The sequence below is a fragment of the Variovorax endophyticus genome (genome assembly GCF_025376855.1).
GTDB lineage: Bacteria > Pseudomonadota > Gammaproteobacteria > Burkholderiales > Burkholderiaceae_C > Variovorax.
Window position 1 is genome coordinate 1 of sequence record NZ_JAHUTH010000027.1, and the last position, 22,849, is coordinate 22,849.

The 22,849-nt window shown below is 68.9% G+C and carries 14 protein-coding genes; 8 read left to right on the forward strand and 6 right to left on the reverse strand.

The genetic code is table 11. From position 1 onward, the window contains the following. On the forward strand, positions 1–1,066 hold a 1,066-nt coding region (locus KV106_RS29155; RefSeq protein WP_261214319.1), incomplete at its 5' end, for an alpha/beta fold hydrolase. 148 nt (positions 1,067–1,214) lie between these two features. On the opposite strand, the gene KV106_RS29160 is transcribed toward KV106_RS29155, so the two are convergent. The 3 genes from KV106_RS29160 to fhuF all read right to left on the reverse strand — a co-directional run bounded on the left by KV106_RS29160 (position 1,215) and on the right by fhuF (position 5,290). Then, on the reverse strand, positions 1,215–3,440 hold the full coding sequence (locus KV106_RS29160) for a TonB-dependent siderophore receptor (protein ID WP_261214320.1): 2,226 nt from the start codon (positions 3,438–3,440) through the stop codon (positions 1,215–1,217). A 133-nt stretch (positions 3,441–3,573) separates the two neighbouring features. After that, positions 3,574–4,413 carry a formyltransferase family protein gene (locus tag KV106_RS29165; RefSeq protein WP_261214322.1) on the reverse strand — a complete coding sequence of 280 codons (840 nt, stop codon included), beginning with the start codon at positions 4,411–4,413 and terminating at the stop codon, positions 3,574–3,576. A gap of 100 nt (positions 4,414–4,513) precedes the next feature. Then, the gene (fhuF, locus tag KV106_RS29170; RefSeq protein ID WP_261214323.1) at positions 4,514–5,290 is read right to left on the reverse strand and encodes a siderophore-iron reductase FhuF; all 777 of its coding nucleotides are present in this window, start codon (positions 5,288–5,290) and stop codon (positions 4,514–4,516) included. A 201-nt stretch (positions 5,291–5,491) separates the two neighbouring features. On the opposite strand from fhuF, the gene KV106_RS29175 reads away from it, so the two are divergent. The 7 genes from KV106_RS29175 to KV106_RS29205 all read left to right on the forward strand — a co-directional run bounded on the left by KV106_RS29175 (position 5,492) and on the right by KV106_RS29205 (position 16,243). After that, entirely contained in the window at positions 5,492–7,231 is a 1,740-nt protein-coding gene (locus KV106_RS29175) for a cyclic peptide export ABC transporter (protein ID WP_261214325.1), read from the forward strand. Continuing rightward, positions 7,215–8,525 carry a lysine N(6)-hydroxylase/L-ornithine N(5)-oxygenase family protein gene (locus KV106_RS29180; RefSeq protein WP_057596706.1) on the forward strand — a complete coding sequence of 437 codons (1,311 nt, stop codon included), beginning with the start codon at positions 7,215–7,217 and terminating at the stop codon, positions 8,523–8,525. Before KV106_RS29175 ends, KV106_RS29180 begins: the two co-directional genes overlap by 17 nt. A 180-nt stretch (positions 8,526–8,705) precedes the next feature. After that, a complete protein-coding gene (locus tag KV106_RS29185; protein WP_314733654.1) occupies positions 8,706–9,872 on the forward strand; it encodes an efflux RND transporter periplasmic adaptor subunit in 1,167 nt (388 codons plus the stop codon). Continuing rightward, positions 9,869–11,824: a MacB family efflux pump subunit gene (locus KV106_RS29190; protein ID WP_261214328.1), complete on the forward strand. Its 1,956-nt coding sequence runs from the start codon at positions 9,869–9,871 to the stop codon at positions 11,822–11,824. Before KV106_RS29185 ends, KV106_RS29190 begins: the two co-directional genes overlap by 4 nt. 42 nt (positions 11,825–11,866) lie before the next feature. Next, entirely contained in the window at positions 11,867–13,345 is a 1,479-nt protein-coding gene (locus tag KV106_RS29195; RefSeq protein WP_261214330.1) for an efflux transporter outer membrane subunit, read from the forward strand. A 71-nt stretch (positions 13,346–13,416) separates the two neighbouring features. Further along, positions 13,417–13,659 (forward strand): hypothetical protein, encoded by a 243-nt coding sequence (locus KV106_RS29200; protein ID WP_057596710.1) that lies wholly within the window; start codon positions 13,417–13,419, stop codon positions 13,657–13,659. A gap of 88 nt (positions 13,660–13,747) precedes the next feature. Next, positions 13,748–16,243, forward strand: a complete 2,496-nt coding sequence (locus KV106_RS29205) for a penicillin acylase family protein (protein WP_261214332.1) — start codon at positions 13,748–13,750, stop codon at positions 16,241–16,243. Between the two features lie 10 nt (positions 16,244–16,253). Here the strand turns inward: KV106_RS29205 and KV106_RS29210 are convergent, their stop codons facing one another. The 3 genes from KV106_RS29210 to KV106_RS29220 are packed head-to-tail and all read right to left on the reverse strand — an operon-like array spanning position 16,254 to position 22,849. Next, positions 16,254–16,847, reverse strand: coding sequence for an esterase/lipase family protein (locus KV106_RS29210; protein WP_261214334.1), 594 nt, complete (start codon positions 16,845–16,847; stop codon positions 16,254–16,256). Between the two features lie 43 nt (positions 16,848–16,890). Continuing rightward, positions 16,891–21,300: a calcium-binding protein gene (locus tag KV106_RS29215; RefSeq protein ID WP_261214336.1), complete on the reverse strand. Its 4,410-nt coding sequence runs from the start codon at positions 21,298–21,300 to the stop codon at positions 16,891–16,893. Further along, positions 21,272–22,849, reverse strand: coding sequence for a hypothetical protein (locus tag KV106_RS29220; protein ID WP_261214338.1), 1,578 nt, complete (start codon positions 22,847–22,849; stop codon positions 21,272–21,274). Before KV106_RS29220 ends, KV106_RS29215 begins: the two co-directional genes overlap by 29 nt.

The following is a 22,849-nucleotide window of genomic DNA, read 5'->3' on the forward strand; positions in this document are numbered from 1 at the left end:
GCGGGCGTACGAGGCGCCCGAGGGGGAGGTGGAGCAGGCGCTGGCGGGTATCTGGGCGGAGGTGCTGGGCGTGCAGCGCGTGGGACGCAACGACAACTTCTTCGAGCTCGGCGGGCATTCGCTGCTCGCGCTGCGCCTGCTCGAGCTGGTGCGCCGGCGCCTGCCGGACCTGGGCCTCGATCTCCAGCGGCTGATGGCGCGGCCGACGATCGGCGGCCTCGTGGAGAGCGCGCCGGGCGTTTCGGCGCTCACGCCGCTGAACAGGGCCGTGGACGAGGTGCCGCCGCTGTTCTGCATTCATCCGGGCTTCGGCACCGTGCTCGGCTACCTGCCGATCGCGCGCCGGCTCGACGGCGTGCGCCCGGTCCTCGGCCTGGCCTGCCGCACGCTGGCCGATCCCGCGCACCGCGACGAGTCGCTGGACCGCATGGCGCAGGATTACGTCGCGATGGTCCGCGAGCGCCAGCCAGCGGGGCCCTATCACCTGCTCGGCTGGTCGCTCGGCGGCACGCTGGCCGCGCGCATGGCGGCGAGGCTCGAGGCCCTGGGCCAGGAGGTGCGTTTCCTCGGACTGGTCGATTCCTATGTCTCGCTCGATGGCGAGCACGAGGCGCCCAAGCCCTGGCGCGGCGAATTCCCGGTCTTCCTCGAATCGATCGGCGTGCGGCTCGATGCGGGCTGCGTGCTGCCCGAGGGCATCGCCGACCCGATGCAGGCCGAGGAGGCGCTGCGCGACTGGATGCAGGCGCAGATGGCGCAGGGCCGCGCGACGGGCCTCGGCGCCCACGAAGGCGTGACGGCCGGCGAGTTGGTGCGCCTGTACGTCACCAGCCGCGCCCTCGCCGAGACGGCGCGGCGCTCGCGCGGACCGGTGGACGCGGTGGCCGCCGCCGCGCACTGCTGGTGGGTGAAGGACCGGCCCCAGGCGCAGGTGCAGGGGCTGGGCCGGCAGCTCGGCGCGTCGGTCGCGCACGGCTATGTCGATGCCGACCACATCCGGATCGTGGAGAGCGAACCGCTGCTGCAGGCGCTGTCGAGGTTGCTCGCGCGGGAAGCGAGCGCCTGAAGCCGGGGCGCGGCGGGCGCGTCCGCCTGCCGCGTCCCCGCCCGACCAGGTTGCCGCGAGCGGCGACCTTTCCCAAAAGGAAGAGCGGGACCTTCGTTGCCGAAGGTCCCGCTCTTCTTGCGTGGAGTGCGCCTCGCGGCGCGGGTGCCTACCAGCGATAGGTCGCGGTGCCCACCACCTTGCGGCGCTCGCCGTAGCCGCAGCTGTACTGGTCGCAGCTGCGGCCCACGTAGATCTTGTCGGTCAGGTTGCGCACGTTGAGCGCGAGGCTCCAGTTCTCGAAGTCGTAGCCCACCATCGCATCGACCACGGTGTAGGAGGGGATCTTCGCGATCGAGGAACTGTTGGCGCCCCAGGTCGAGCCGACGAAGCGCACGCCCAGGCCGGTCTTCACGCCGTTGCCGAAGCGGTAGTCGCCCCAGATCGCGATCTGGTTGCGCGGCGTGGCGATGAGCTGCCTGCCGATCTTCTCGGGGTTCGCGTCCGCCGTGATCTTGGCCGAGGGCGTGTAGGTGTAGGCAGCGACCAGGTTGAGGTTCTTCACCGGCTCGAAGGTGGCCTCGAGCTCGAGGCCGCGCACGCGCACCTCGCCGGTCTGGCGCGGCACGAAGTCGGAGTCGAAGGTCACGATGTTCTTGCGCCGCAGGTCGAACAGGGCGGCGCTGTAGCTGCTCTTGGTGCCCGTGGGCTGGTAGCGCACGCCGACCTCGTACTGCTTGCCGGTCTCGGGCTGGAACGGCTTCTTGGTGTCGGGGTTGATGAAGGTCGAGGGCGAGAACGACTCGGAATAGCTCACGTACGGCGCGATGCCGTTGGGTGCGAGATAGACCAGGCCGGCGCGCCCGGTGAACTTGCGGTCGACCTGGTAGGAGGTGCTGTTGTCGTCGAGCCGGTTGATGCTGAAGACGCTCGCGCGGTCCCAGCGGCCACCCAGGGTGGCGACCCAGCGATCGCCCCACTTGATCTGGTCCTGCAGGTAGAAGCCGGTCTGCACCAGGCGCACGTACGAGTTGGTGCTCGGCGTGGCGGGCAGCTCGAAGGGCGCGCCGTAGACCGGCGCGAAGACGTCCAGCTGCGGGCCGGCGCCGTAGTACTGGACCGTGTCGAAGCTGCTGCGCTGGTGGTCGAGGCCGGCCAGCAGCGTGTGCTGCCAGGAGCCCGCTTTCAGCTTGGCCTGGATCTGGTTGTCCATGGTGAAGAGGTCGCCCTGCTCGGGGCTGCTGGCGAACAGCTGGCGGTTGACCACGCGGTAGTTCAGCGGGCTGAACGGGTTCTCGGGATCGAGGGTGGCGAAGCCGCCGCCGTAGATCTGGCGGTAGTCGGTCTTGATCTTGCCGTAGCGCGCGCTCTGGCGGATGGTGATCGTGTCGTTCAGCCGCGATTCGAGCTGGTAGCCGACGTCCCACTGCTTCTGGTTGAAGCGGTCGAAGTCGGGTTCGCCGAGGAAGGTCGAGGTCGCGATGCGGCCGTTGGGCGAGGCCAGCAGCGAGGCTTGCGGGGGCAGGAAGCCGTAGGTGTTGCCGACTTTGTAGTTCGTGTAGTGCGCCATCAGCGTGATCGAGGTGTCGCTCGAGGGCCGCCAGGTGAGCGAGGGCGCGAAGTACTGGCGCTTGTCGGCCGCGTAGTTGACCTGCGTGTTGCTGTCCAGGCCGAGCGCGGTGAGGCGGTAGAGAAGCTTGCCCTCGGCGTCGATCGGGCCCGAGAAGTCGGCCGCGATCTGTTTCTGCGAATGGTTGCCGACCTGGACCTGGATCTCGCGCAGCCGCTCCTCGGTCGGGCGCTTGCTCACCACGTTGATCATGCCGCCGGGACCGGTCTGGCCGTACAGCACGGACGAGGGGCCGCGCAGCACCTCGATGCGCTCGGCGCCGTAGCCCTCGAGGCGCCACACCGCGTAGTTGGAGTTGTTGCGCACCTGCATGCCGTCGAGATAGAAGCCCGGCGAGTAGGCGTCGAAGCCGCGCAGCGTGAGCCAGTCGAAGCGGCTGTCGAGGCCGTCGAGCATCTTCACGCCCGCGGTGTACGCGAGCGCGTCGGACAGGCGCGTCACGCCGAGCGAGCTGATGCGATCGGCCGTCACCACCGAGATCGACTGCGGCGTCTCGATGATCGGCGTGTCGGTCTTGGTGCCGGTGGCGCTGCGCTTGGCCACGTAGCCGTTCACGCGGCTGGTGGCCGAGGACTCGGTTTCGGAGTTGACGGTCACCGGCGGCAGCGTCTGGCCGCTCTGGCCGGTGACGGGGGCCGTGCCGGCCGGCGGCGCGTCGGCGGTCTGTGCCGCGGCGCAGAGCCCCCACAGCGCGGTGGCGGTTCCGAAGGCCGCCACGAGCGAGGCATTCAGCAGGCGTTGGCGGGGCAGGGGAAGGTTGCGCATGAAAGTTCTCTTCATTGTTGAGCCGGCCGGATTTTAGTGAGAATGGTTCTTATTTGTGTGACATGGTTACAACAGGTGTTCCTCGAGGCATGCGCTTTTTCTGCAACCGGGTGGCGAAATAGTTCTTTCGTATTTATGCGCCGCGCCTGACGTGCGGCGCGAGCAACTCGAGGCCCTGGTGCAGCGCGGGGAAGAGGCTCAGGTTGAAGTTGTTCCAGCGCAGCTCGAGGATCGAATCGCCGGGCCCGATGTCGGTGCCGAGCACGTCGAAGATCACTTCGCCCGAGTCGATGCCGTTGTCCACGTAGTGCAGCGACGCACCGGTCTTCGTCACTCGTGGCGCGGGCACTTTCGCCATCGTGTGCCAGTCGCTCACCCGCAGGCCCTGCGCGCCGTGCAGCGCGTCGAGCGTGGCGTGCGCGCCGCGGCGCTCGTAGGGCGACTCGATGCGCGTGATGCCCGGATGGATGTTGACCATGCGCCGATGGAAATGCGCGCCGGGCCGCACCAGCTCGTCGAGGATGATCAGCAGGCCGTCGAGCACGACGATGTCGGCCTGCAGCGTGAGCAGCTTGTCGAGCAGCGTGCGCTCGTAGGCGCTCTTCGCGGCCGGCCGCTCGGCGGCATCGAGCGGCAGCCGCCTGTAGGTCGACGGCACCGCGTGCAGCATCTCGCGCAGCAGCCGTCCCTGCACGCGCTGTTCGGCCGGGAAGATCCACGCCTTGTCGGGATGCCAGGCGAAGCCGTAGTCCCGCAGGGCCGCCTGGTCGCGCGGCGACTGCTCGTCGTCGTCGTAGACGATGCCCTCGAGCGAATACTGCTCGCCCAGCGGCGTGTGCTCGAGCGCGTGGGCCAGGTACTCGAGCGGCGATTTCATGTAGCGCTGGCCGCCCTGGTAGGCGATGTGCTGGCCGGCCTTGTCGGCGGCGCCGTTTCTCAGCGAAAGAACGTAGACGAGCTTTGCCTTGGGCATGGATGTGTGCGGGTTGGGATGGACGAACGCCGGCGGCGACCGCTCGCAGGCGGGCCGCCGCCGGTACCTTCGTGAAGAGACGCGGGGGCGTGCGATCTGTTCACGCCTCGGCGGCGCCGGCCTCGCGATGCCGCGGCGCGAGCGGGCAGGCCCCGCAGTGCTCCTCGCCGGGCAGCAGGTGGTAGAGGCAGCATTGCCGGTGCAGCCGCAGCGGTGGGCGGGGATCGCCCGCCGGGCGCGGCAGCACGCGCTGCCGCCCGTGCATGGGGTTCGCGCCCTGCAGGCTCTCCGGGGCGCGTGGCCAGCGGGTGGCGCACAGCAGGTGCTCGCGGTCCTCGGCGACGCGGGCCATGCCGCCGGTCAGCGCATGGGCCTGCGCAAGGATCGGCTCGAGCACGCGCGCCACGTCGCCCCAGAGGATCTTCGGCGCCACCTTCGTGAGCGCGCAGAGCGCTTCGAACAGCGGATGCAGGTGCCGCCACAGCAGGGCCTCGTAGCGTTGCGCGGTATCGGCGCCGGGCAGCGGCATGCCGATCTCGCGCAGGTGGAAGTCGATCGGACCGCCGCCGGCGTCGAGCCGCACCCAGACCTCGGCGGCATCCATCGGGAACACGTGCTGCACCACCGTGGCCGCGGCCACCACCGGCGGCAGCAGCGCGCCCAGGTAGTCCAGCACCCAGGCCGAGGCGACCGCGCGCAGGTCGGGGCCGGCCACCTGCCGCACCGCGGCCTGGCGCTGCATCAGGGCGCGCAGCACGTCGCCGTGCAGCAGGCTGTCGACCCGCAGTGCACCGGGCGGGATCGCGTCCGCGCACTGGAGGCGTTCGCCCATCGGCGCGAACTGGCCCTGGAAGAACGGCTTCAGCAGCGCGAGCATGGTTGGGCTCGCCCGCGACACGGGCAACGGATGGGGCGGTACATCACGCAAGGACGTTCGGCCACGCCGCATGTTCATCGCCGGCTGCGCGATGAACATCGGCGCCGCTGGCGCGTCTACCCCGCAAGCGGCGTCGTGCCGCCGGCAATCCGTGCCCTGCGGGGCCGTGCAATCGCCCCTCGTGGCGGAAAGAGTCTTCGAATGACATCCCCTGGCGGCCACCGCTCCGAGGCCCTGCGCCTGCTGCGACCCTTCCTGCCCTGGATCGCGCTGTCCGCGATCACCGGCGTGTGCGCCGGCGTGGCCACCGTGTTCCTGCTGCGCACCATCAACGAGGTGCTCAACCAGCAGGGCGGCATGGCCGGGGGCCTGCTGTTCACCTTCATCGGCCTGTGCCTGGTCGCGCTGTTCGGGCGCATGGCCTCCGACGTGTCGACCAACTTCGTCGGCCAGCGGCTGGTGGCGCAGGTGCGCAAGAGCCTGGCGCAGAAGATCCTCGCCGCGCCGATCGACGCGCTCGAGCGCTACCGCACCCATCGCCTGATGCCGGTGCTGTCGCAGGACGTCGACATGATCAGCGACGCGGCCTTCGTGCTCTCGTCCACGCTGATCGCGCTGGCGGTCGCGCTCGGCTGCCTGACCTACCTGGCGGTGCTGTCGCTGCCGCTGTTCTGCCTGCTGATGGTGGCGCTGGTGCTCGGCGCGACGGCGCAGATCGTGGCCCAGACCCGCGCCGAGGCCGGCTTCTGGAAGGCGCGCGAGCACGAGGACCAGTTGCACAAGGCCTATCGCCAGATCAGCGAGGGCGCCAAGGAACTGCGCATGCACCGCGAGCGCCGCGTCGGCATCTTCGGCGGCCAGATCGAGCGCATCGTCGACGACATCCGCCGCGTCAACGGCCGCGCGATCAACATCCACGTCATGGCCACCGCCTTCGGCTCGGCGCTGTTCTTCCTGCTGATCGCGCTGATCCTCGGCTGGGCCGCGTTCCGCAGCACCGAGCCCGCGGTGCTCAGCGGCTTCGTGCTGGTGCTGCTGTTCATCAAGGGGCCGATCGACATCATCGCGGGCACGCTGCCGAACGTCGGGCGCGCCAAGGTCGCTTTCAAGCGCATCGCCGACCTGTCCGCGCGCTTCGCCACGCCCGAGCCGCATCTGCACCTGGAGCGCGCCGGCGGCGGCGCCGCGATGGCGCAGGGCATCGGCATGCGCGGCGTGCGCTATGCCTTCGACGCGCCCGAGGGCGAGGCGCCGTTCGTGCTCGGCCCGATCGACCTCGAGCTGCGCCGCGGCGAGATGGTCTTCGTGGTGGGCGACAACGGCTCGGGCAAGACCACGCTGATCAAGCTGCTGCTGGGCCTGTACGCGCCGCAGCAGGGCGAGGTGCTGCTCGACGGCGCCGCCGTCACGCCGCAGTCGCGCGACGACTACCGCCAGCTCTTCACCACCGTGTTCTCCGATTTCTACCTGTTCGAGGACCTGGTGTCGCGCGAGAAGGGCGAGGCCGCCGCGCACGCGCTGCCGCAGGCGGCGCTGCCCTACCTGCAGCGGCTGGAGATCGCGCACAAGGTGAGCGTGAAGGACGGCGCCTTCAGCACCGTCGACCTCTCGACCGGCCAGCGCAAGCGGCTCGCGCTGGTGCATGCCTACCTCGAGGGCCGACCGGTGCTGGTGTTCGACGAGTGGGCGGCCGACCAGGACCCGGCCTTCCGTCATCTCTTCTACACCGAGCTGCTGCCCGAACTGCGCGCCAAGGGCCACATGCTGGTGGTCATCTCGCACGACGACCGCTACTTCCACGTCGCCGACCGCGTCATCACGATGCGCGCGGGACGCATCGCCGAGGACCGCGCGCGCCCGGCAGCCTCGCGGCCTGAGGCGCGGCCCGCGCACGCCCACACCCAACAGACAGGAGTTGAGATTCATGCAGCACATCCATGACCTGATCGGCGTCGGATTCGGCCCGTCGAACATCGCGCTGGCGATCGCGCTCGAGGAGAAGCGCCATGGCGGCCGGCCGGCGGACGCGCTGTTCATCGAGCGGCAGCCCAGCTTCGCCTGGCATCCGCACATGCTGCTGGAGCAGGCCCACATGCAGATCTCGTTCCTCAAGGACCTCGCGACGCTGCGCAATCCCACCAGCCGCTTCACCTTCATCAACTACCTGCACGAGAGCGGGCGCCTGCCCGACTTCATCAACCTCAAGAGCTTCTTCCCGAGCCGCCACGAGTTCAACGACTACCTGGGCTGGGCCGCGCGCCAGTTCGACGATGCCTGCGCCTACGGCGAGGAGGTGTTCGAGGTGCTGCCCGAGAAGCAGGGCGCCGAAGTGCCGCTGCTGCGCGTGCGCTCGCGGCGCGAGGGCGGCGGCGTGCAGGAGCGGCTCGCGCGCAACCTGGTGGTGAGCATCGGCGGCACGCCGCGCATTCCCGAGTGCTTCCGGCCGCTGCGCGGCGACGGGCGCGTGCTGCATTCGAGCGGCTACCTGCGCGACATCGCCAAGGTGCTCGATGGCGGCGCGGGCCGGCGCATCGCGATCGTCGGCGCGGGCCAGAGCGCGGCCGAGATCTTCATGGACCTGCAGGGCCGCCCGGGCGCGCCGCGGGTCGACTTCGTGATGCGGGCCCGCTCGATCCGGCCGTCGGACGACAGTCCGTTCGTCAACGAGGTCTTCAACGTCGATTTCACCGACTATGTCTACAGCCGCCCGAGCGAGGAGCGCGCCGCGCTGCTCGAGGAAGTCGCGCAGACCAACTACGCGGTGGCCGACCTCGACCTGATCCAGCAGATCTACAAGGTCTTCTACGACCAGAAGGTGGCGCGCGGCGAGCGCCTGCGCATGCTGCGCCAGCACGAGGTGCGCGCGGCGCGCGCCTCGGCCGACGGCATCCACCTGCAGCTGCGCGACCAGGACGCGGGCGTGGAAAGCACGGTGCGCTACGACGCCGTGGTGCTCGCCACCGGCTACGAACGCGAGCAGCACAAGGGTCTGCTGCAGCCGCTGGCGCCGTACCTCGGCGACTTCTCGGTCGACCGCCACTACCGCCTCGAGGCCACGCCCGATTTCCAGCCGGGCATCTTCCTGCAGGGCGCCTGCGAGGACAGCCATGGCATCAGCGACACGCTGCTGTCGGTGACCTCCGTGCGCACCGGCGAGATCGGCAACGCGCTGCTCGCCGCGCTGCCGCGCATGCGCAGCGCGGCGCGCGAGGACGTCCGGGTGGCGCAGCTCTAGGCACCGGGCCCGCGTCGCCGCCGGCGCGGCGGCGCGGACCGTCGTCCCGTGCGGTCATGCGCGGCCGGCGCCGGTCCGCGTCCCGCCATGTGCGCCGCCTTTTTCCCCCGGTGTCCCGCGCGCCGGGCGCGAGCGACGTCCTCCATCGCCCGCTTCCGCCGAATGCCCCGTTCCTCCTCCATGCGCAGATTCGTCCTTCCCCTGTTCCTCGTGTTTGTCTCGGCCACCGTCGGGGCCGGCTATCTCTGGACGAGCCGGCCCGCGGCGCCCGCGGCCTCGGTCGCGATCGCGCGCGCGGACATCGAATCGAGCGTGACCGCCGTCGGCACGCTGCAGCCGCGGCGCTACGTCGATGTCGGCGCCCAGGTCTCGGGACAGATCCTGCGGCTGGCGGTACAGCCCGGCGACCGGGTGCAGAAGGGGCAACTGCTGGTGGAGATCGATCCGAGCGTGCAGCGCGCGACGGTCGATGCCGGGCGCGCCTCGCTCGCGGGCCTGCGCGCGCAACTCGCCGACCAGCGCGCCCAGCACCGCTGGGCCGGGCAGCAGCATGCGCGGCAGCGCAGGATGGCCGCCGACAACGCGACCCGCGAGGAGGACGTGCAATCGGCCGAGGCGACGCTGGCCTCGGCCGCGGCGCGCATCGACAACCTCGCCGCGCAGATCGCCCAGACCCAGGCCACGCTGCAGGCCGACGAGGCGCGCCTGGGCTACACGCGCATCTTCGCGCCCATGGCCGGCACCGTGGTCTCGGTCGACGCGCGCGAAGGCCAGACCCTCAATGCCACCTACCAGACGCCGAACGTGCTGCGCATCGCCGACCTGTCCTCGATGACCGTCTGGTCCGAGGTCTCGGAGGCCGACGTGCGGCGCGTCAAGCCCGGCATGGCGGTCTACTTCACGACGCTCGGCGCCGCCGACCAGCGCCGCTGGAGCGGCACCGTGCGCCAGCTGCTGCCCGCGCCGCCCACGCCCGCCTCGAAGACCGGCAGCACGGAGAGCGGCGCCACGCCGACCGGCGCGCCGAGCAAGGTGGTGGTCTACACCGCGCTGTTCGACGTCGACAACGCCGACGGCGAACTGATGCCGCAGATGACCGCGCAGGTCGCCTTCGTCGAGGCTTCGGCGAAGGACGTCGTCGCGGTGCCCGCGGCGGCGCTGCTGCCGGCAGGGGCGGGCGCCGCGGACCGGCCCTCGGTGCGGCTGCTGCGCGCCGACGGCTCGATCGAGACCCGGGCGATCCGCATCGGCGTGCGCAACCGCGTGAGCGCGCAGGTGCTCGAGGGCCTGGTGCCCGGCGACCGCGTCGTGGTCGGCGCGCTGGTGCCGGGGGCGCCCAAGCCGTGAGCGCGGCGGCGCTGATCTCGCTGCGGGACATCCGCAAGTCCTACGGCCGCGAGGGCGACCCCGACAGTCCCGCCACACAGGTGCTGCGCGGCATCTCGCTGGACATCCATGCCGGCGAGTTCGTCGCGATCGTCGGTGCCTCGGGCTCGGGCAAGTCCACGCTGATGCACATCCTGGGCTGCCTCGACCGGCCCAGCGGCGGCCGCTACCTGTTCGAGGGCGAGGACGTGGCCGGCTTCGATGCCGACGCGCTGGCCTGGCTGCGCCGCGAGGCCTTCGGCTTCGTGTTCCAGGGCTATCACCTGGTGCCGACCGAGTCGGCGCGCGAGAACGTCGAAATCCCGGCCCTGTACGCCGGCATGCCCGAGGCCGAGCGCCGCGAACGCGCCACCGCGCTGCTGCGGCGGCTGGACATGGGCGCGCGGCTCGACCATCGGCCGAACCAGCTCTCGGGCGGCCAGCAGCAGCGCGTGGCGATCGCGCGCGCGCTGATGAACGGCGGGCGCATCCTGCTGGCCGACGAACCCACGGGGGCCCTCGACAGCCGCAGCGGCGCCGAGGTCATGACGCTCCTGCGCGAACTCGCGGACGCGGGCCACACCGTCATCCTGATCACCCACGACCGGCAGGTCGCGGCGCAGGCACGGCGCGTGATCGAGATCCGCGACGGCGAGATCGTGGCGGATTCCGGCGCCGTCGCGACCGATGCGCCGCCGCCGGCGCATGCCGCCGCCTCGAGGCGCGCGGGCCCGCGCTCGCAGGCCTCGCTCGCCGCCGACCTGCACGAGGCCGCGCGCGCCGCCTGGCGCGTGATGTGGGCCCATCGCTTCCGCACCGGGCTCACGCTGCTGGGCATCGTGATCGGCGTGGCCTCGGTGATCGCGATGCTCGCGGTCGGTGGCGGCTCGCAGCGGCAGGTCATGGCGCAGTTCGAGACCTTCGGCGTGCGCACCATGTTCCTCGCCGCGCGCGAGGGCAGCGTGCGCTCGCCCGTGGCGCCGCTGACCTTCGAGGATGCCGAGATCGTGGCCGGCGTGCCCAACGTCGAGGACGTCGCGCCCTACATCGAGGACCGCGTGGTCGCGCGCCGCGGCAACGTCGACCATGCCACCGAGGGCGGCGGCACCACGCCGGGCTTCGCGCGCGTGCTCGGCTGGGGCGTGAGCGAGGGCCAGATGTTCGACGCGCTCGACGAGCGGCGCGTGGCCAAGGTGGCGGTGATCGGCCAGACCGTGCGCCGTGCGCTGTTCGCCGACGGCAGCGATCCGGTCGGGCAGGACATCCTGATCGACAAGGTGCCGTTCCAGGTCGTGGGCGTGCTCGCGGCCAAGGGCTCCACCGACGGCGAGGACCAGGACGAACGCGTCATCGTGCCGTTCTCCTCGGCCGCCGCGCGGCTGTTCGGCCACCGCAACCCGACCTGGATCGGCGTGCAGGTGCGCGACCTCGAGCAGGCCACGCAGACCGCCGAGGCGATCGAGACGGCGCTCGCCGAGCGCCGCCGCGTGCGCGACGTGCGCGTGTGGAACCGCGTCGAGGCGATCCGCGTGCAGTCGGCCACCGCGCGCGCCATGACCGTGATGCTCGGCCTGATCGCCGCGATCTCGCTGGTGGTCGGCGGCATCGGCGTGATGAACGTGATGCTGATGACGGTGCGCGAGCGCACGCGCGAGGTCGGCATCCGCATGGCGACCGGCGCGCGCCAGACCGACATCCTGCGCCAGTTCATGACCGAGGCCGTGCTGGTCACCTCGGTGGGCGGCACCGTCGGCGTGGTGGCCGGGCTGCTGATCGTCGCGGGCCTGATGCTCGCGAGCGTGCCCGTGGTGTTCTCGCTCGCCGCCACGCTCGGCGCCTTCGGCTGCGCCGTGCTGACCGGCCTGGTCTTCGGCTTCATGCCGGCGCGCAGCGCGGCCCGCCTCGATCCCGTGGTGGCCCTCGCATCCCAGTAGGCAGCGACCGTGCGCCCTTTTCGTCCCCAGCCTTCCGACGCCATGCCGCTGACTTCCCCGTTCCCTCGCGCGCCGTGGCTCCCGCTGGCGCTCGGTGCCCTGTTGCTGGCGGGATGCGCCACGCCGCCGGCCGACGCCGACCGCGCGGTGGTCCTGCCCGCCGCGTGGCGCTCCGCGGCGCCGGCCGCCGCGCAGGCCGGCGCCGCCGATGCGCAGTGGTGGCGTGGCTTCGGCAGCGCCGAGCTCGACGAGCTGATCGAACGGGCGCAGGCCGGCAACCATGACCTCGAGATCTCGGCCGCGCGCGTGCAGGCGGCCCGCGCGCAGGCGCGCATCGCGGGCGCGGCCTTGCTGCCCACGCTGGCCGGTACCGTCGATGCCAGCCGCGACGCGCGCCTTGGCGGCCGCGGCGGCCAAGGCGGCGACTCGAACTTCCTGGGCTTCGCGGCACGCTACGAACTCGACCTCTGGGGCCGCCTCGAAGCCTCGCGGCGCGAGGCGCTGCAGGGGCTGCGCGCCAGCGAATTCGACCGCGATGCCGCGCGCCTCGGACTGAATGCCCAGGTGGCCTCGGCATGGCTGCAGCGGGCGGCGCTGCGCGAGCGCGAAACCATCGCGCGCGACAACCTCGACAACGCACGGCGCGTGCTGCGGCTCGTGGCGTCGCGCCATGCCGCCGGTGCCGCCACGCCGCTCGAGCTCGCGCAGCAGCGCGGGCTGGTGGCGGCGCGCCAGCGCGAGCTTCTCGCGCTGGGGCAGCAGGCCGCCGACGCCCAGACGGCGCTGGCCCTGCTGTTCGGCCTGCCGTCGTCGGCGCAGGGCGGGGTGCCGGCCGGCGACGCGCGCCTCGAGGCCCTGCGCGTGCCCGCGATCGACGCCGGCCTGCCGTCCGAACTGCTGGCACGCCGGCCCGACATCGCCTTCGCGGAGGCACGCCTGGCGGCGGCCGATGCGAACGTGCAGGCCGCGCGCGCCGCGCTGCTGCCGAGCGTGTCGTTGAGCGCCACGCTCGGATGGCGCGGCGGCAGCGGCGCGGGCAACCCGTTCGACAACCCGGCCTACGGCCTCGTGGCGGGCCTCGCGGCACCGGTCTTCGATGGTGGACGGCTGCGCGGCGAGCAGGCGCTGGCCGAGGCGCGCCGCGAAGAACTGCTGCAGGCCTACCGCCGCAGCATCGCCGCCGCTTTCGCCGACACGGAGACCGCCCTCAACGGCCTGGCCGGTCTCGACGCCCAGGCCGAGATCCAGGCCGAGGAACTGCTGCAGGCCCGCCGTGCCGCCGAGCTCTCGGAGTCGCGCTACCGCGCCGGTGCCGAGACGCTGCTCGCGCTGCTCGATGCGCAGCGCACGCTCTACGGCGCACGCGACCAGCAGGTGCAGCTGCTGCAGTCGCGCCTGCAGGCGCGCGTGGCGCTCTATCGGGCGCTCGGCGGGGGATGGCGCGAGGCGCCGCCGGGCGGCCGAGGCCTTCGCGCCGCGCGCCCGGGTGAGCGCCTGCTTTCCCGGAGCGGCCCGGAATGAACATAGGCCAGGGTCGTGCGTCAGTACGAAGACGCAGACAACGCTTCGGCACATTCGCAAGGCAGTCGACGATGAAAAACTCTTCTCTCACGCGTTCCGAAGCTGCCGTCGCGACTGCCTGGACGCTCTTCAGCCGCCTGCACGACGAGCCTTCGCGCGCCCATGCCCACAGGCTGGTGACCTGGCTCGGCGAGGACCCGCTGCATGTGCGCGCGCTCGACGATGCCCTCACGCTGTGGGCACTGGCCGGCGCGGCGCTGTCGCGGCCCGCGTGCGGCGACGACGCCACCGTCCCGCGCACCGGGCTGCAGTGAACAAGGCGGCGCCACCGCCGTCTTCCGGAGGAGCAACGGCCCTCGGCTACCGATCGGGCTGTGTTGCCGCAACCAGGCGGAGTCGCGCGTGATCTTTTCTTCGATGGCAGGTGCCCCGGCGGCATCGGGCCGGCAACCGACGGCGCGCGCCACGCGTGCCCTGGGCATGGCGTTCGTGCTGGCGCTGCTGGCGGGCCCGCCCGCCGGCGCGCGCGAGCCCGGCGAGCCCGTTCGCGAGCGCGTGTCCGCCTCCGCGATCGACATCCGCCGCACCGCCGACGGCATGCCGCACGTGCGCGCATCGGACTGGCGCGGCCTGGGCATCGGGCAAGGCTATGCACAGGCACAGGATGCCCTGTGCACGCTGGCCGATGCCTTCGTCACCTACCGCGGCCAGCGTTCGTTCTATTTCGGTCCCGACAGCAAGCCCGCGACGAGATCGACCTTCGGCACGCCCGCCAACCTCGACCTCGATTTCTTCTTCAAGGCCTTCGCCGATGCGCCGGCCATCGAGGCGCTCAAGCGCGAGCAGCCCGCGGCGCTCGATGCGCTGATCGCGGGCTACGCCGAGGGCTACAACCGCTACCTGGCGACGCTGGACAAGCCGCGGCCCCGGGGCGCCGCGAGGCCGGCCTGCGCCGATGCGCCCTGGGTGCAGCCCATCGGCGCCGACGACGTCTACCGGCGGATGGTGGCCGCGGCCCTCGTGGGCGGCTACCTCCCCTTCCTCGCCGAGATCGTGAAGGCCCGGCCCGCGGCCGATGCGCCGCCCGTGTCGCCCGACCGGCTCTCGCTGTCCTCGCGCCTGGCCATCCCGGTCGGCGACGCTATCGGCGTCGGCAGCAACGTGCTGGCCTTCGGCGGCCAGGCCACCGGCGGGCGGGGCGGGGTGCTGTTCGGCAATCCGCACTGGTACTGGGGCGGGCCCGACCGCTTCTACCAGTCGCACCTCACGCTGCCGGGCCGGCTCGACGTGGCGGGCGTGTCCTTCCTCGGCATCCCGGTGGTGATGATCGGCTTCAACAACGACGTGGCCTGGAGCCACACCGTGTCGGCCGCGCGGCGCTTCGGCCTGTTCGACCTCACGCTCGACCCGGCCGATCCCACGCGCTACATGGTCGATGGCGTCTCGCAGCCGATGCGGGCGCGGCCGCTGGCCGTCGAGGTACGGCGGCCCGACGGTTCGACCGCCATCGAGCGCCGCACCCTCTACAGCACCCGCTTCGGGCCGGTGGCCGATCTCGGCGCGCGCCACCCGGCGCTCGGCTGGAGCGCGCGCAAGGCGGTCGCGCTGCGCGACGTCAATGCCGACAACCACCGCATCTTCCGCAACTTCTTCCGCTGGAACCAGGCCCGCTCGCTCGACGAGTTCATCGCCATCCAGCGCGAGGAGGCCGCGATGCCCTGGGTCAACACCGCGGCCATCGGGCGCGGCGACGACCGTGCCTGGTATGCCGACATCGGCGCCGCGCCGAACGTGCCCGATGCGTTGCGAGCCGCCTGCGCCACGCCGCTGTCGCAGGCCTTCGCGGCCTTCGACGCGGCCACGCCGGTGCTCGACGGCAGCCGCTCGGTCTGCGATTGGCAAGGCGATGGCGCCGCCGTCCAGCAGGGCGCGACACCCGTCGCGCGCATGCCCGGCCTGCTGCGCCGGGATTTCGTCGCCAACATGAACAACAGCCACTGGCTGGCCAATCCGGCGCAACCGCTCACGGGCTTCGCCAGCAACCTCGGCGGTGGCGAAGCGGCGCTGTCGCTGCGCGCGCTCGAGGGCCTCGGCATCGCGGGCGAACTGGCGGGCGCCGGCTCGCGCTCGGCCCGCTCCCTCGCGGACCGCGTGGCCGCCAAGGTGCTCGAAGCGCGCGCCTACAGCGCCGAGCGTTTCAAGACGCCGTTGCTCGACGGCATCTGCCCGGCCGGCAGCGTGGCGCTCGGCGCCGGCGATACCGCCCCGGGCCAGGCCGTGGCCGCCGCGCGCTCGGTCGACATCCAGCCGGCCTGCGAGGTGCTGCGCCGCTGGTCCGACCGCGCGGATGCGCAGGACCGCGGTGCGCTGCTGTGGGACTTCTTCTGGGCCCGCGTGCAGAAGATCCCGCCGGCCGAGCTCTATGCCACGCCGTTCTCGCCGCGGTCGCCGCTGACGACGCCGGACGCCATCCGGGCGTCGGACCCGCGCGTGGCGCGCGCGCTCGCGGGCGCGGTCGAGGACATGGCGGCCAGGGGCTGGCCGCTCGACACCCCGCTGGGCGCGCAACGCTTCGCGCGCAGCGAGGGCCGCGCCGTGCCGCTCTACGGCGGCTGCGATGCCGAGGGCTACTTCACCGTGGCCTGCGCGCGCGACGGCGACTACACGATGGGCGAGCTTTCGCACGGCAACACCTACCTGCAGATCGTCCATTTCGACGCACGCGGCGTGCAGGCCCGCACGCTGCTCGCGCATGGCGAGCGCGAGACCGCGGTGACGAATGGCGCGGGCGCCGCGCCGGTGCTGCGCTATGCGCGCAAGGACTGGCTGCGCTTTCCGTTCCGCGAGGAGGAGATCGCGCGCGATCCGTTGCTGGTGCGGGAGACGCTGCGGCCCTGAACGACGCGTTTCAGGCGCGCGGTGCGTTCAGGGTGCTCATCCGCTGGACGATGTCCGCGCAGACGCGTTCGTTGCCCGGCATGAACCGATGCAGCAGGGCCCGGGCATCGAGGCTGCTCGATGCACGAGGCCAGTGGGAGCTTCGGGCCGGGAACACCGTCACGTCGAAAGACGTCCAGTACCCGAACACCGCCATCCGCGCGAGCCGATGCTCGGTGCGCCGAAGCTCCTCGAGCACCGGGCTGCCGGGCCGCATGTCGCGGGCGCCCTTTCCCGGATAGAGGTAGGCCAGCAGCGTTCCCCGGTGCGGCGCCGAGACCGCGAACAGGGCCTCGCAGCGCGAATGCCCGTCGAGCAGCTGCAGGTAGTGGCGCGAGACGATGCAGCCCATGCTGAAGCCCACGATGGCGATCGGCTCGGTCGGGCCGAGCTGCTCGTCGACGTAGGCCTTCAGCTTGCAGGCAAGGTCATGGATGCCGCGGCGTCCATCCGCCGGCTTGAGCGCGGGTACCCAGCAGCGATGGCCGGTGTCGCGCAGGCTGCGCTCGAGGCGCCGGAAGATCGCGCCGTCGTCGAAGATGCCGTGCACCAGGACCACATTCATCGCGGTTGTCTCGGAACGAGGTCGGCGTGCACAGGCATCGCACTCACTGCCAGTTGGCTGCCAGCACCGGTGCCAGGCTGCTCTGGTAGTTGGCCGGGAGGGTCGTTTGCCCGGCTGCCGGCGGTGCGAATCCCGCCATCGCCTGCACGAGGTTCTGCACCTGGCTGTCCAACAGGGTCTTGCCACCGGCCTTGAACTGCTCGACCTGGTATTGGTCGCCCAGATACCAGTTGCTCAGCGTGAACTTGTCGGTGGAGCCGATGACGCTGACTTCCAGGTTGTTGCCGACCTTCTGGAACCAGAGCTGATCGATGGCGATATCGGCGGCGAACTGCGCCACATCGGTGTTGCCCGCCGTGGCATCGTTCTCCGTGATGGTGTCGATGCCGTAGCCGCGGCCAAGCACGTAGGTGTCGTTGCCGACACCGCCTGCCAGCGTGTCCGCGCCGGCGCCTCCGTTGAGCGTGTCGTTGCCCGCGCCGCCGGTCAAGCCATTGGCACCGGCGTTGCCGATCAGGATGTCGTTGTAGCTGCCGCCGACCAGGTTTTCGATGTTGAGCAGCGTATCGGTGCCCGAGCCGCCGGTGGCTTGCGCCGCGGTACTGGCGAGGCTGACCGTGACGCCCGAGGCGGCATAGGCGTACGACACCGTGTCGGAGCCGTCCAGTCCGTCGATCACGTTGTTGCCCGCGCCGGCATACAGCACGTTGGCGAGCGCATTGCCCGTGGCATTCACCGCACCGGTGGTGTTGATGTAGAGGTTCTCGAGGTTGGCGCCCAGCGTGTAGCTGATCGTGCTGTAGACGGTGTCGATGCCTTCGTTGGCCAGTTCGGTCACGACGTCGCCGATGTTGTCGACGTAGTAGCCGTCGTTGCCCAGGCCGCCGATCATCGTGTCCGCGCCGGCACCGCCGTTCAGGCTGTTGGCTGCGGCATTGCCGGTGAGCTTGTCGTTGAAGTTGCTGCCGACGAGGCTTTCGACGTTGAGGATCGTGTCGCTGCCGGAGCCGCCGGTGGCCTGAGCCGTGGTGATGGCCAGGCTGGCCGTGACGGCCGAGGCTGCATAGGCATACGACACCGTGTCGATGCCGTCGCCGCCATTCAGCACGTTGTTGCCGTCGCCCGCGTACAGGATGTTGTTCAGCGCATTGCCGGTGGCGTCGATGTTGCCGGTGGTGTGCAGGCGGATGTTCTCCACGTTGGCGGCGAGCGTGTGGCTGACGTAGGCGTAGACGATGTCGGTTCCCTCGTTGGCGAGTTCCGTGACCGTGTCGCCGGTGTTGTCGACGTAGTAGGTGTCGTTGCCGGCACCGCCGAGCATGGTGTCGATGCCGGCTGCGCCGTTGAGCGAATCGTCGCCCGCCCCACCGGCAAGCGTGTTGTTCGCCGCGTTGCCCACGAGCACGTTGTTCAGGGCGTTGCCTGTACCGTTGATCGCAGCGCCGCCCGTCAAGGTCAGATTCTCGACGTTGGCGCCGAGCGTGTAGGTGATGGCGCTCTGGACGAGATCGGTGCCCTCGTTGGCGAATTCGGTGACCACGTCGTCGGCGACATCGACGACATAGACATCGTTGCCTGCGCCGCCGATCAGCGTGTCCGTGCCGGCCCCTCCATCGAGCACGTTGGCCGCCGCGTTGCCTGTCAATTTGTCGTTGAACGCGCTGCCTGTGAGGTTCTCGATCTCCAGCAGCGTGTCGCTGCCGGAGCCGCCCGTGGCTTGTGCTGTGGTCAGGGCCAGGCTGGCCGTCACGCCGGAGAGCGCGTACTGATAGGAGGCCGTATCGATTCCGCCGAGGCCATTGAGCACGTTGTTGCCGGCGCCCGAGAAGAGAACATTGTTCGCCGCATTGCCCGTGCCGTTGATCGCCGCGGTGCCGGTCAAATGGAGATTCTCGACGTTGGCGCTGAGCGTGTAGCTGATGGCACTCTGGACCAAGTCGGTACCTTCGTTGACAAGCTCGGTGACCACGTCGCCCGCGACGTCGATTACATAGATGTCGTTGCCCGCCCCCCCGATCAACGTGTCCGTTCCGGCGCCTCCGATGAGAGTGTCGTTACCGCCACCGCCGGTCAGGGTGTTGTTGGTGGCGTTGCCAATGATCAAGTTGTCGAGGGCATTGCCGGTACCGTTGATGGCGGCGGTACCCGTGAGGGTTAGATTCTCGACGTTCGCGCCCAGCGAATAACTGATGGCGCTTTGCACCAAGTCCGTTCCCTCGTTGACCAGTTCGGTGACCACGTCACCCGCTCTGTCTACCACAAAGGTGTCGTTGCCGGTGCCCCCGATCAACGTGTCGTTGCCAACACCGCCATCCAGGACATCATTGCCCGCGCCGCCATTGATTACATTGTCAAGATCATTCGTCGTGATCCGGTCATTGAACCGCGTGCCAATCACATCCCTCACACCCTCGATCTGACTGCCCATCGAGTCAACCATGGTATCTATATAGAAGGGAGTCAGGTCCTCTCCCCACGCCAATTCCCGCTTGCCCTTCACGTCAACGCCAGCGTTGAGTTCACCGTAGGACACTGTATCGTTGCCTCCCATACCCTTCACGCGTGTGCCTAGTCCGGTCATAACGAAGATATCGTTGCCGCTTCCACCCTGCAGCTCGGTATCACGATCGCCACCGATCAACGTATCGCCGTACTCGGACGCGGTGATCGAGGTGACATGTGTTTGCCCGTCGAATGTGTTCTCGCCGCGCAGGCTACGCATGCCACTTCGAGACGTTCGGTATGTGACATTGTTAACTCCTGTCAGATTGGCATACAGATCAAGTTTTGCCGCATCCACTCCCAACAAGGTTACCTTGGGTTGGCCGTTGAAGTACAAAACTGTGTTTCCTCGGCCATCTTCAGTGACGGTGATGTAGTCCCACGGGTTTCGCCTGTTGATGAACTGAATCTGATCACCCTTGGCCCCTGTCTGGAAGCCGCTGACCGTGATGTGACCGGACACGTTGGTCACCGCGACGTTGTCCACGCCCGAGTTGAGAACGAAGGTCTGGTTGCCCCGGTTGGCGATCAACAGGTTGTAGCCGTTGTCCACCGTGGTGGTCTGACCGTCCTTGCCAACGTAGGCCTTGGAGTAGCCGTTGGACTGCGCGATCGCACCGAGCATCTGGTCGCCGAGGATCTTCAGCTCTGCCATCGGTTGCAACGCCGCCGCGTACGCCCGGAACGCCTCGGCTGCCATCGTGGCATCCGCGCGCGTCAAGAAGGTCCACCCATTGGGCAGATGTCCGTTGGCATTGAGGTTCTGCGGCACCAGTTCGTTGAGCTTGTTCTGGATGTCTGGCAGCCGGGCCGTCATGGCCTCGATCTGGTCCCTCACGTCCAGGTAGTTGACGATGGAGTTATCCCAGGCCTCGGCGACGACCCGTGCGGCTGCGGAGGCATCATTTCGTGCACCGCTTGTCTGCGTGGCATTGGCCACCTGCGCCTTGCGCTGCGCCTCGGCTTGCTTGTTTCCGGCCCATTCGATGGCCTGCGCTGCTTTGATCTCTCCCTGGCGCAGCGAGGCAATGCCGTTGAGCACATTGACGATATCCGCTGGAGCGCTATTGATGCGCCGGAATGCGGGGTCGATCCTCGTCAGATCGCTCCCCGGCGGAGCAAAGTAATACGTGATCTTGTCGTTCAGCCCCGTCGGGCCCAGGCCTGCCTGCTGGGACCAGCTCGCCTTGATACGGTACTCGATCATGGCCGAACCGAGAGGCGGTGTACCCGGGGGTATCCCAAACGTGCGCTGCAGTGCCGAGATCGCCGACTGCTCGTTGGCCTGGCGGCTCATTGCGAGGATGGCGGTCGCCTTGGCCTGACCAGCTGCCATCGCGGCGTAGCCCTTGCCCGCATACTCCGCGAAGGCCAGCGCGGCGGCCGATACTGGCCGCACGCCGTCCGTGAGTGTTGTCAGTTCCGTGGCCAATCCCACATCGTTGATCGTGTGGCGCTTGCCGTCGGCCGTGGTGTAGCTCGCCTTGCTCAGGATGGCGTTGCCGTCGTTGTTGCGATTGACTGCCTGAGGATTCAAATCAATGGAGGTGATGCCCAGGCTTGCGAGGGTGCGGAGTTCGCCCGCATCGGTCTTGCCGTCCTGGTCGGCATCGATCCAGACTTGCAGTTCGTCGAAGTAGCGTTTGCCAGTGGCTGGGTTGATCTTGGAGGTGGTTGCCGAAAAGGACGTCGCTCCGGCGTTGGCCAGCGTGGCCAGGGCCTTGAAGCCGTCCTGGTTCGCCGGCGGTGTGCCCGAGGCAGCGAACTGCTGACCGAACCATTCGCTGGCATCGTCGACAACGCCATTGGCGTTCTTGTCGAACACGAGGATGCCTTCCTTGCGTCCTACCCAGCCCACTGTTTTGACCTGGCCATTCGCATCGACGTCGAATGTGGCGTTGCTGCGGTCCAGTGCCGTCAGTTCAAGCCCGTCGTCGCCGAGATCGAGCACCAGCGGCAGCGAAAGGTTGGCAGATGCCGCGAGGCGGCGATGGTGGCGATGTAGGTGGGGGAGGCATGTTGCCAAAGCCAAGCACACGGACCGTGAAGTACGAGGGCGTCTGCTGGCGCAATGTGCTGACGCGGCTTTGCGACAAGATGCCCAATGCCTGTCTGACAGCTGCGTCCATTCCGCTGGACAGCATCAGCGTGGAGGGAATTCCGGCTCCGAGGACATTCGGCGCCCATTTATCGCTGACCCCTGGCATTCCGAGGCGTCTGGCCAGCGTGTCCAGGGATGCACCGGTGTCCTTGGCGTTACTCACACCGGCGGCGTTGTCGCCCCCGGAGTTGGCGAATTGCTGGTCGTAGCGGCCATAGGTCGCGGATTCGCTGCTGCTCAGGTCTGCTGCGTCGGAATTGCTCTGGAGGTTCGCGATGAACGTGCCCAAATCGTCTCCGGTGTAGGTCTGGCCGTCCTGAGTCCAGGAGCTAGGCCTCCAGTTACCGTTAGCGTCCTGGACGTAGATGGATGAAACCTGCCCATTCGCGCCAACCTCCTGCACTTCGATTCGATCAGGATAGTCTGAACCAGGAGAATAGGTACTGATGATCGTGGCCCGCCCCGTTTCCGCATTGCCGGGGATTGTTTCTGTGCTCCTGAAAAGGTTGCCCGAGGAGTCAAAAATCAGATCCGTCCTGTTGCCATTGTCGAAAACAATGCTTCCACTGAAGGAGCCATCGTCGCGCATCACGAAATCCCGAGGGGCAAATCCCATGACGTTGTAAGAGCGTTGAATAAGTTCCTCGAATGCCTTGGCCTCTGGCGAGCCCGCAGGCAGTCTGAGCTGGCCTAAGGCCATTCCCGTGTACTGCTTGACGTACTCGCGCGCGTTGTAGCCGCCCATTACAGGGCGTGCTCCTGCGATGATGAAAGCGGTTTTATTGTCCCCCGTCAGGTTCTTGGCTGCCGCTTCCGACTCCAAACGCTGGAACTGCGCATAGAGCGGATTCCCCTGAAGAAAAAACTTGATCTTCCCCGGCTCCGATATCTGGAGCTGCGCCATTTGATCCAGTGCCAAGTAGGCTTGATAGCGTGCGTTGGTTTCATCGTCGAGCCATGCCTGGACGAATTGATCGCCGCGCTGCGTCGACGTCAGAATGTCGCTGGGAGTTCTTAAAATATTAAATGCTTGAAGTCGAGTTTCAATATTTTTATTGTTGCCATGACCTAAAACCTCATGAATTATGGTATCAATGAGATTGATGGCGCTGAATGAACGGTTTTCGGAGACATAGTTCGGGCTGATGACGATCTGGCCGCGCTTGATAACATTGCCAGCCGAATCTCGTATCGGGTCCACAAACATCCCACCCGCGCTGGGGCTCAACTTGTCTTCAGGCGTGGCGATTCGCAAGTCGTAGGTTTTTTGCGAAAGAATCTGCCGCAGTGGCTCCGCCAGCGTAAAGCGAGCATCATTCAGTATTCTGACAACTTCGTTGATGAGGGAGGTGTTGGCACCTTTCAAACCAACGAACATCTCTGCGTTGATGTTAGTCAT

Excerpts from the sequence above, each read along its gene's own strand:
- KV106_RS29160 (WP_261214320.1), bottom strand. The coding sequence starts at position 3,440 with ATGCGCAACCTTCCCCTGCCCCGCCAACGCCTGCTGAATGCCTCGCTC.
- KV106_RS29165 (WP_261214322.1), bottom strand. The coding sequence starts at position 4,413 with ATGCCCAAGGCAAAGCTCGTCTACGTTCTTTCGCTGAGAAACGGCGCC.
- fhuF (WP_261214323.1), bottom strand. The coding sequence starts at position 5,290 with ATGCTCGCGCTGCTGAAGCCGTTCTTCCAGGGCCAGTTCGCGCCGATG.
- KV106_RS29175 (WP_261214325.1), top strand. The coding sequence starts at position 5,492 with ATGACATCCCCTGGCGGCCACCGCTCCGAGGCCCTGCGCCTGCTGCGA.
- KV106_RS29180 (WP_057596706.1), top strand. The coding sequence starts at position 7,215 with ATGCAGCACATCCATGACCTGATCGGCGTCGGATTCGGCCCGTCGAAC.
- KV106_RS29185 (WP_314733654.1), top strand. The coding sequence starts at position 8,706 with ATGCGCAGATTCGTCCTTCCCCTGTTCCTCGTGTTTGTCTCGGCCACC.
- KV106_RS29195 (WP_261214330.1), top strand. The coding sequence starts at position 11,867 with ATGCCGCTGACTTCCCCGTTCCCTCGCGCGCCGTGGCTCCCGCTGGCG.
- KV106_RS29200 (WP_057596710.1), top strand. The coding sequence starts at position 13,417 with ATGAAAAACTCTTCTCTCACGCGTTCCGAAGCTGCCGTCGCGACTGCC.
- KV106_RS29210 (WP_261214334.1), bottom strand. The coding sequence starts at position 16,847 with ATGAATGTGGTCCTGGTGCACGGCATCTTCGACGACGGCGCGATCTTC.
- KV106_RS29220 (WP_261214338.1), bottom strand. The coding sequence starts at position 22,849 with ATGACTAACATCAACGCAGAGATGTTCGTTGGTTTGAAAGGTGCCAAC.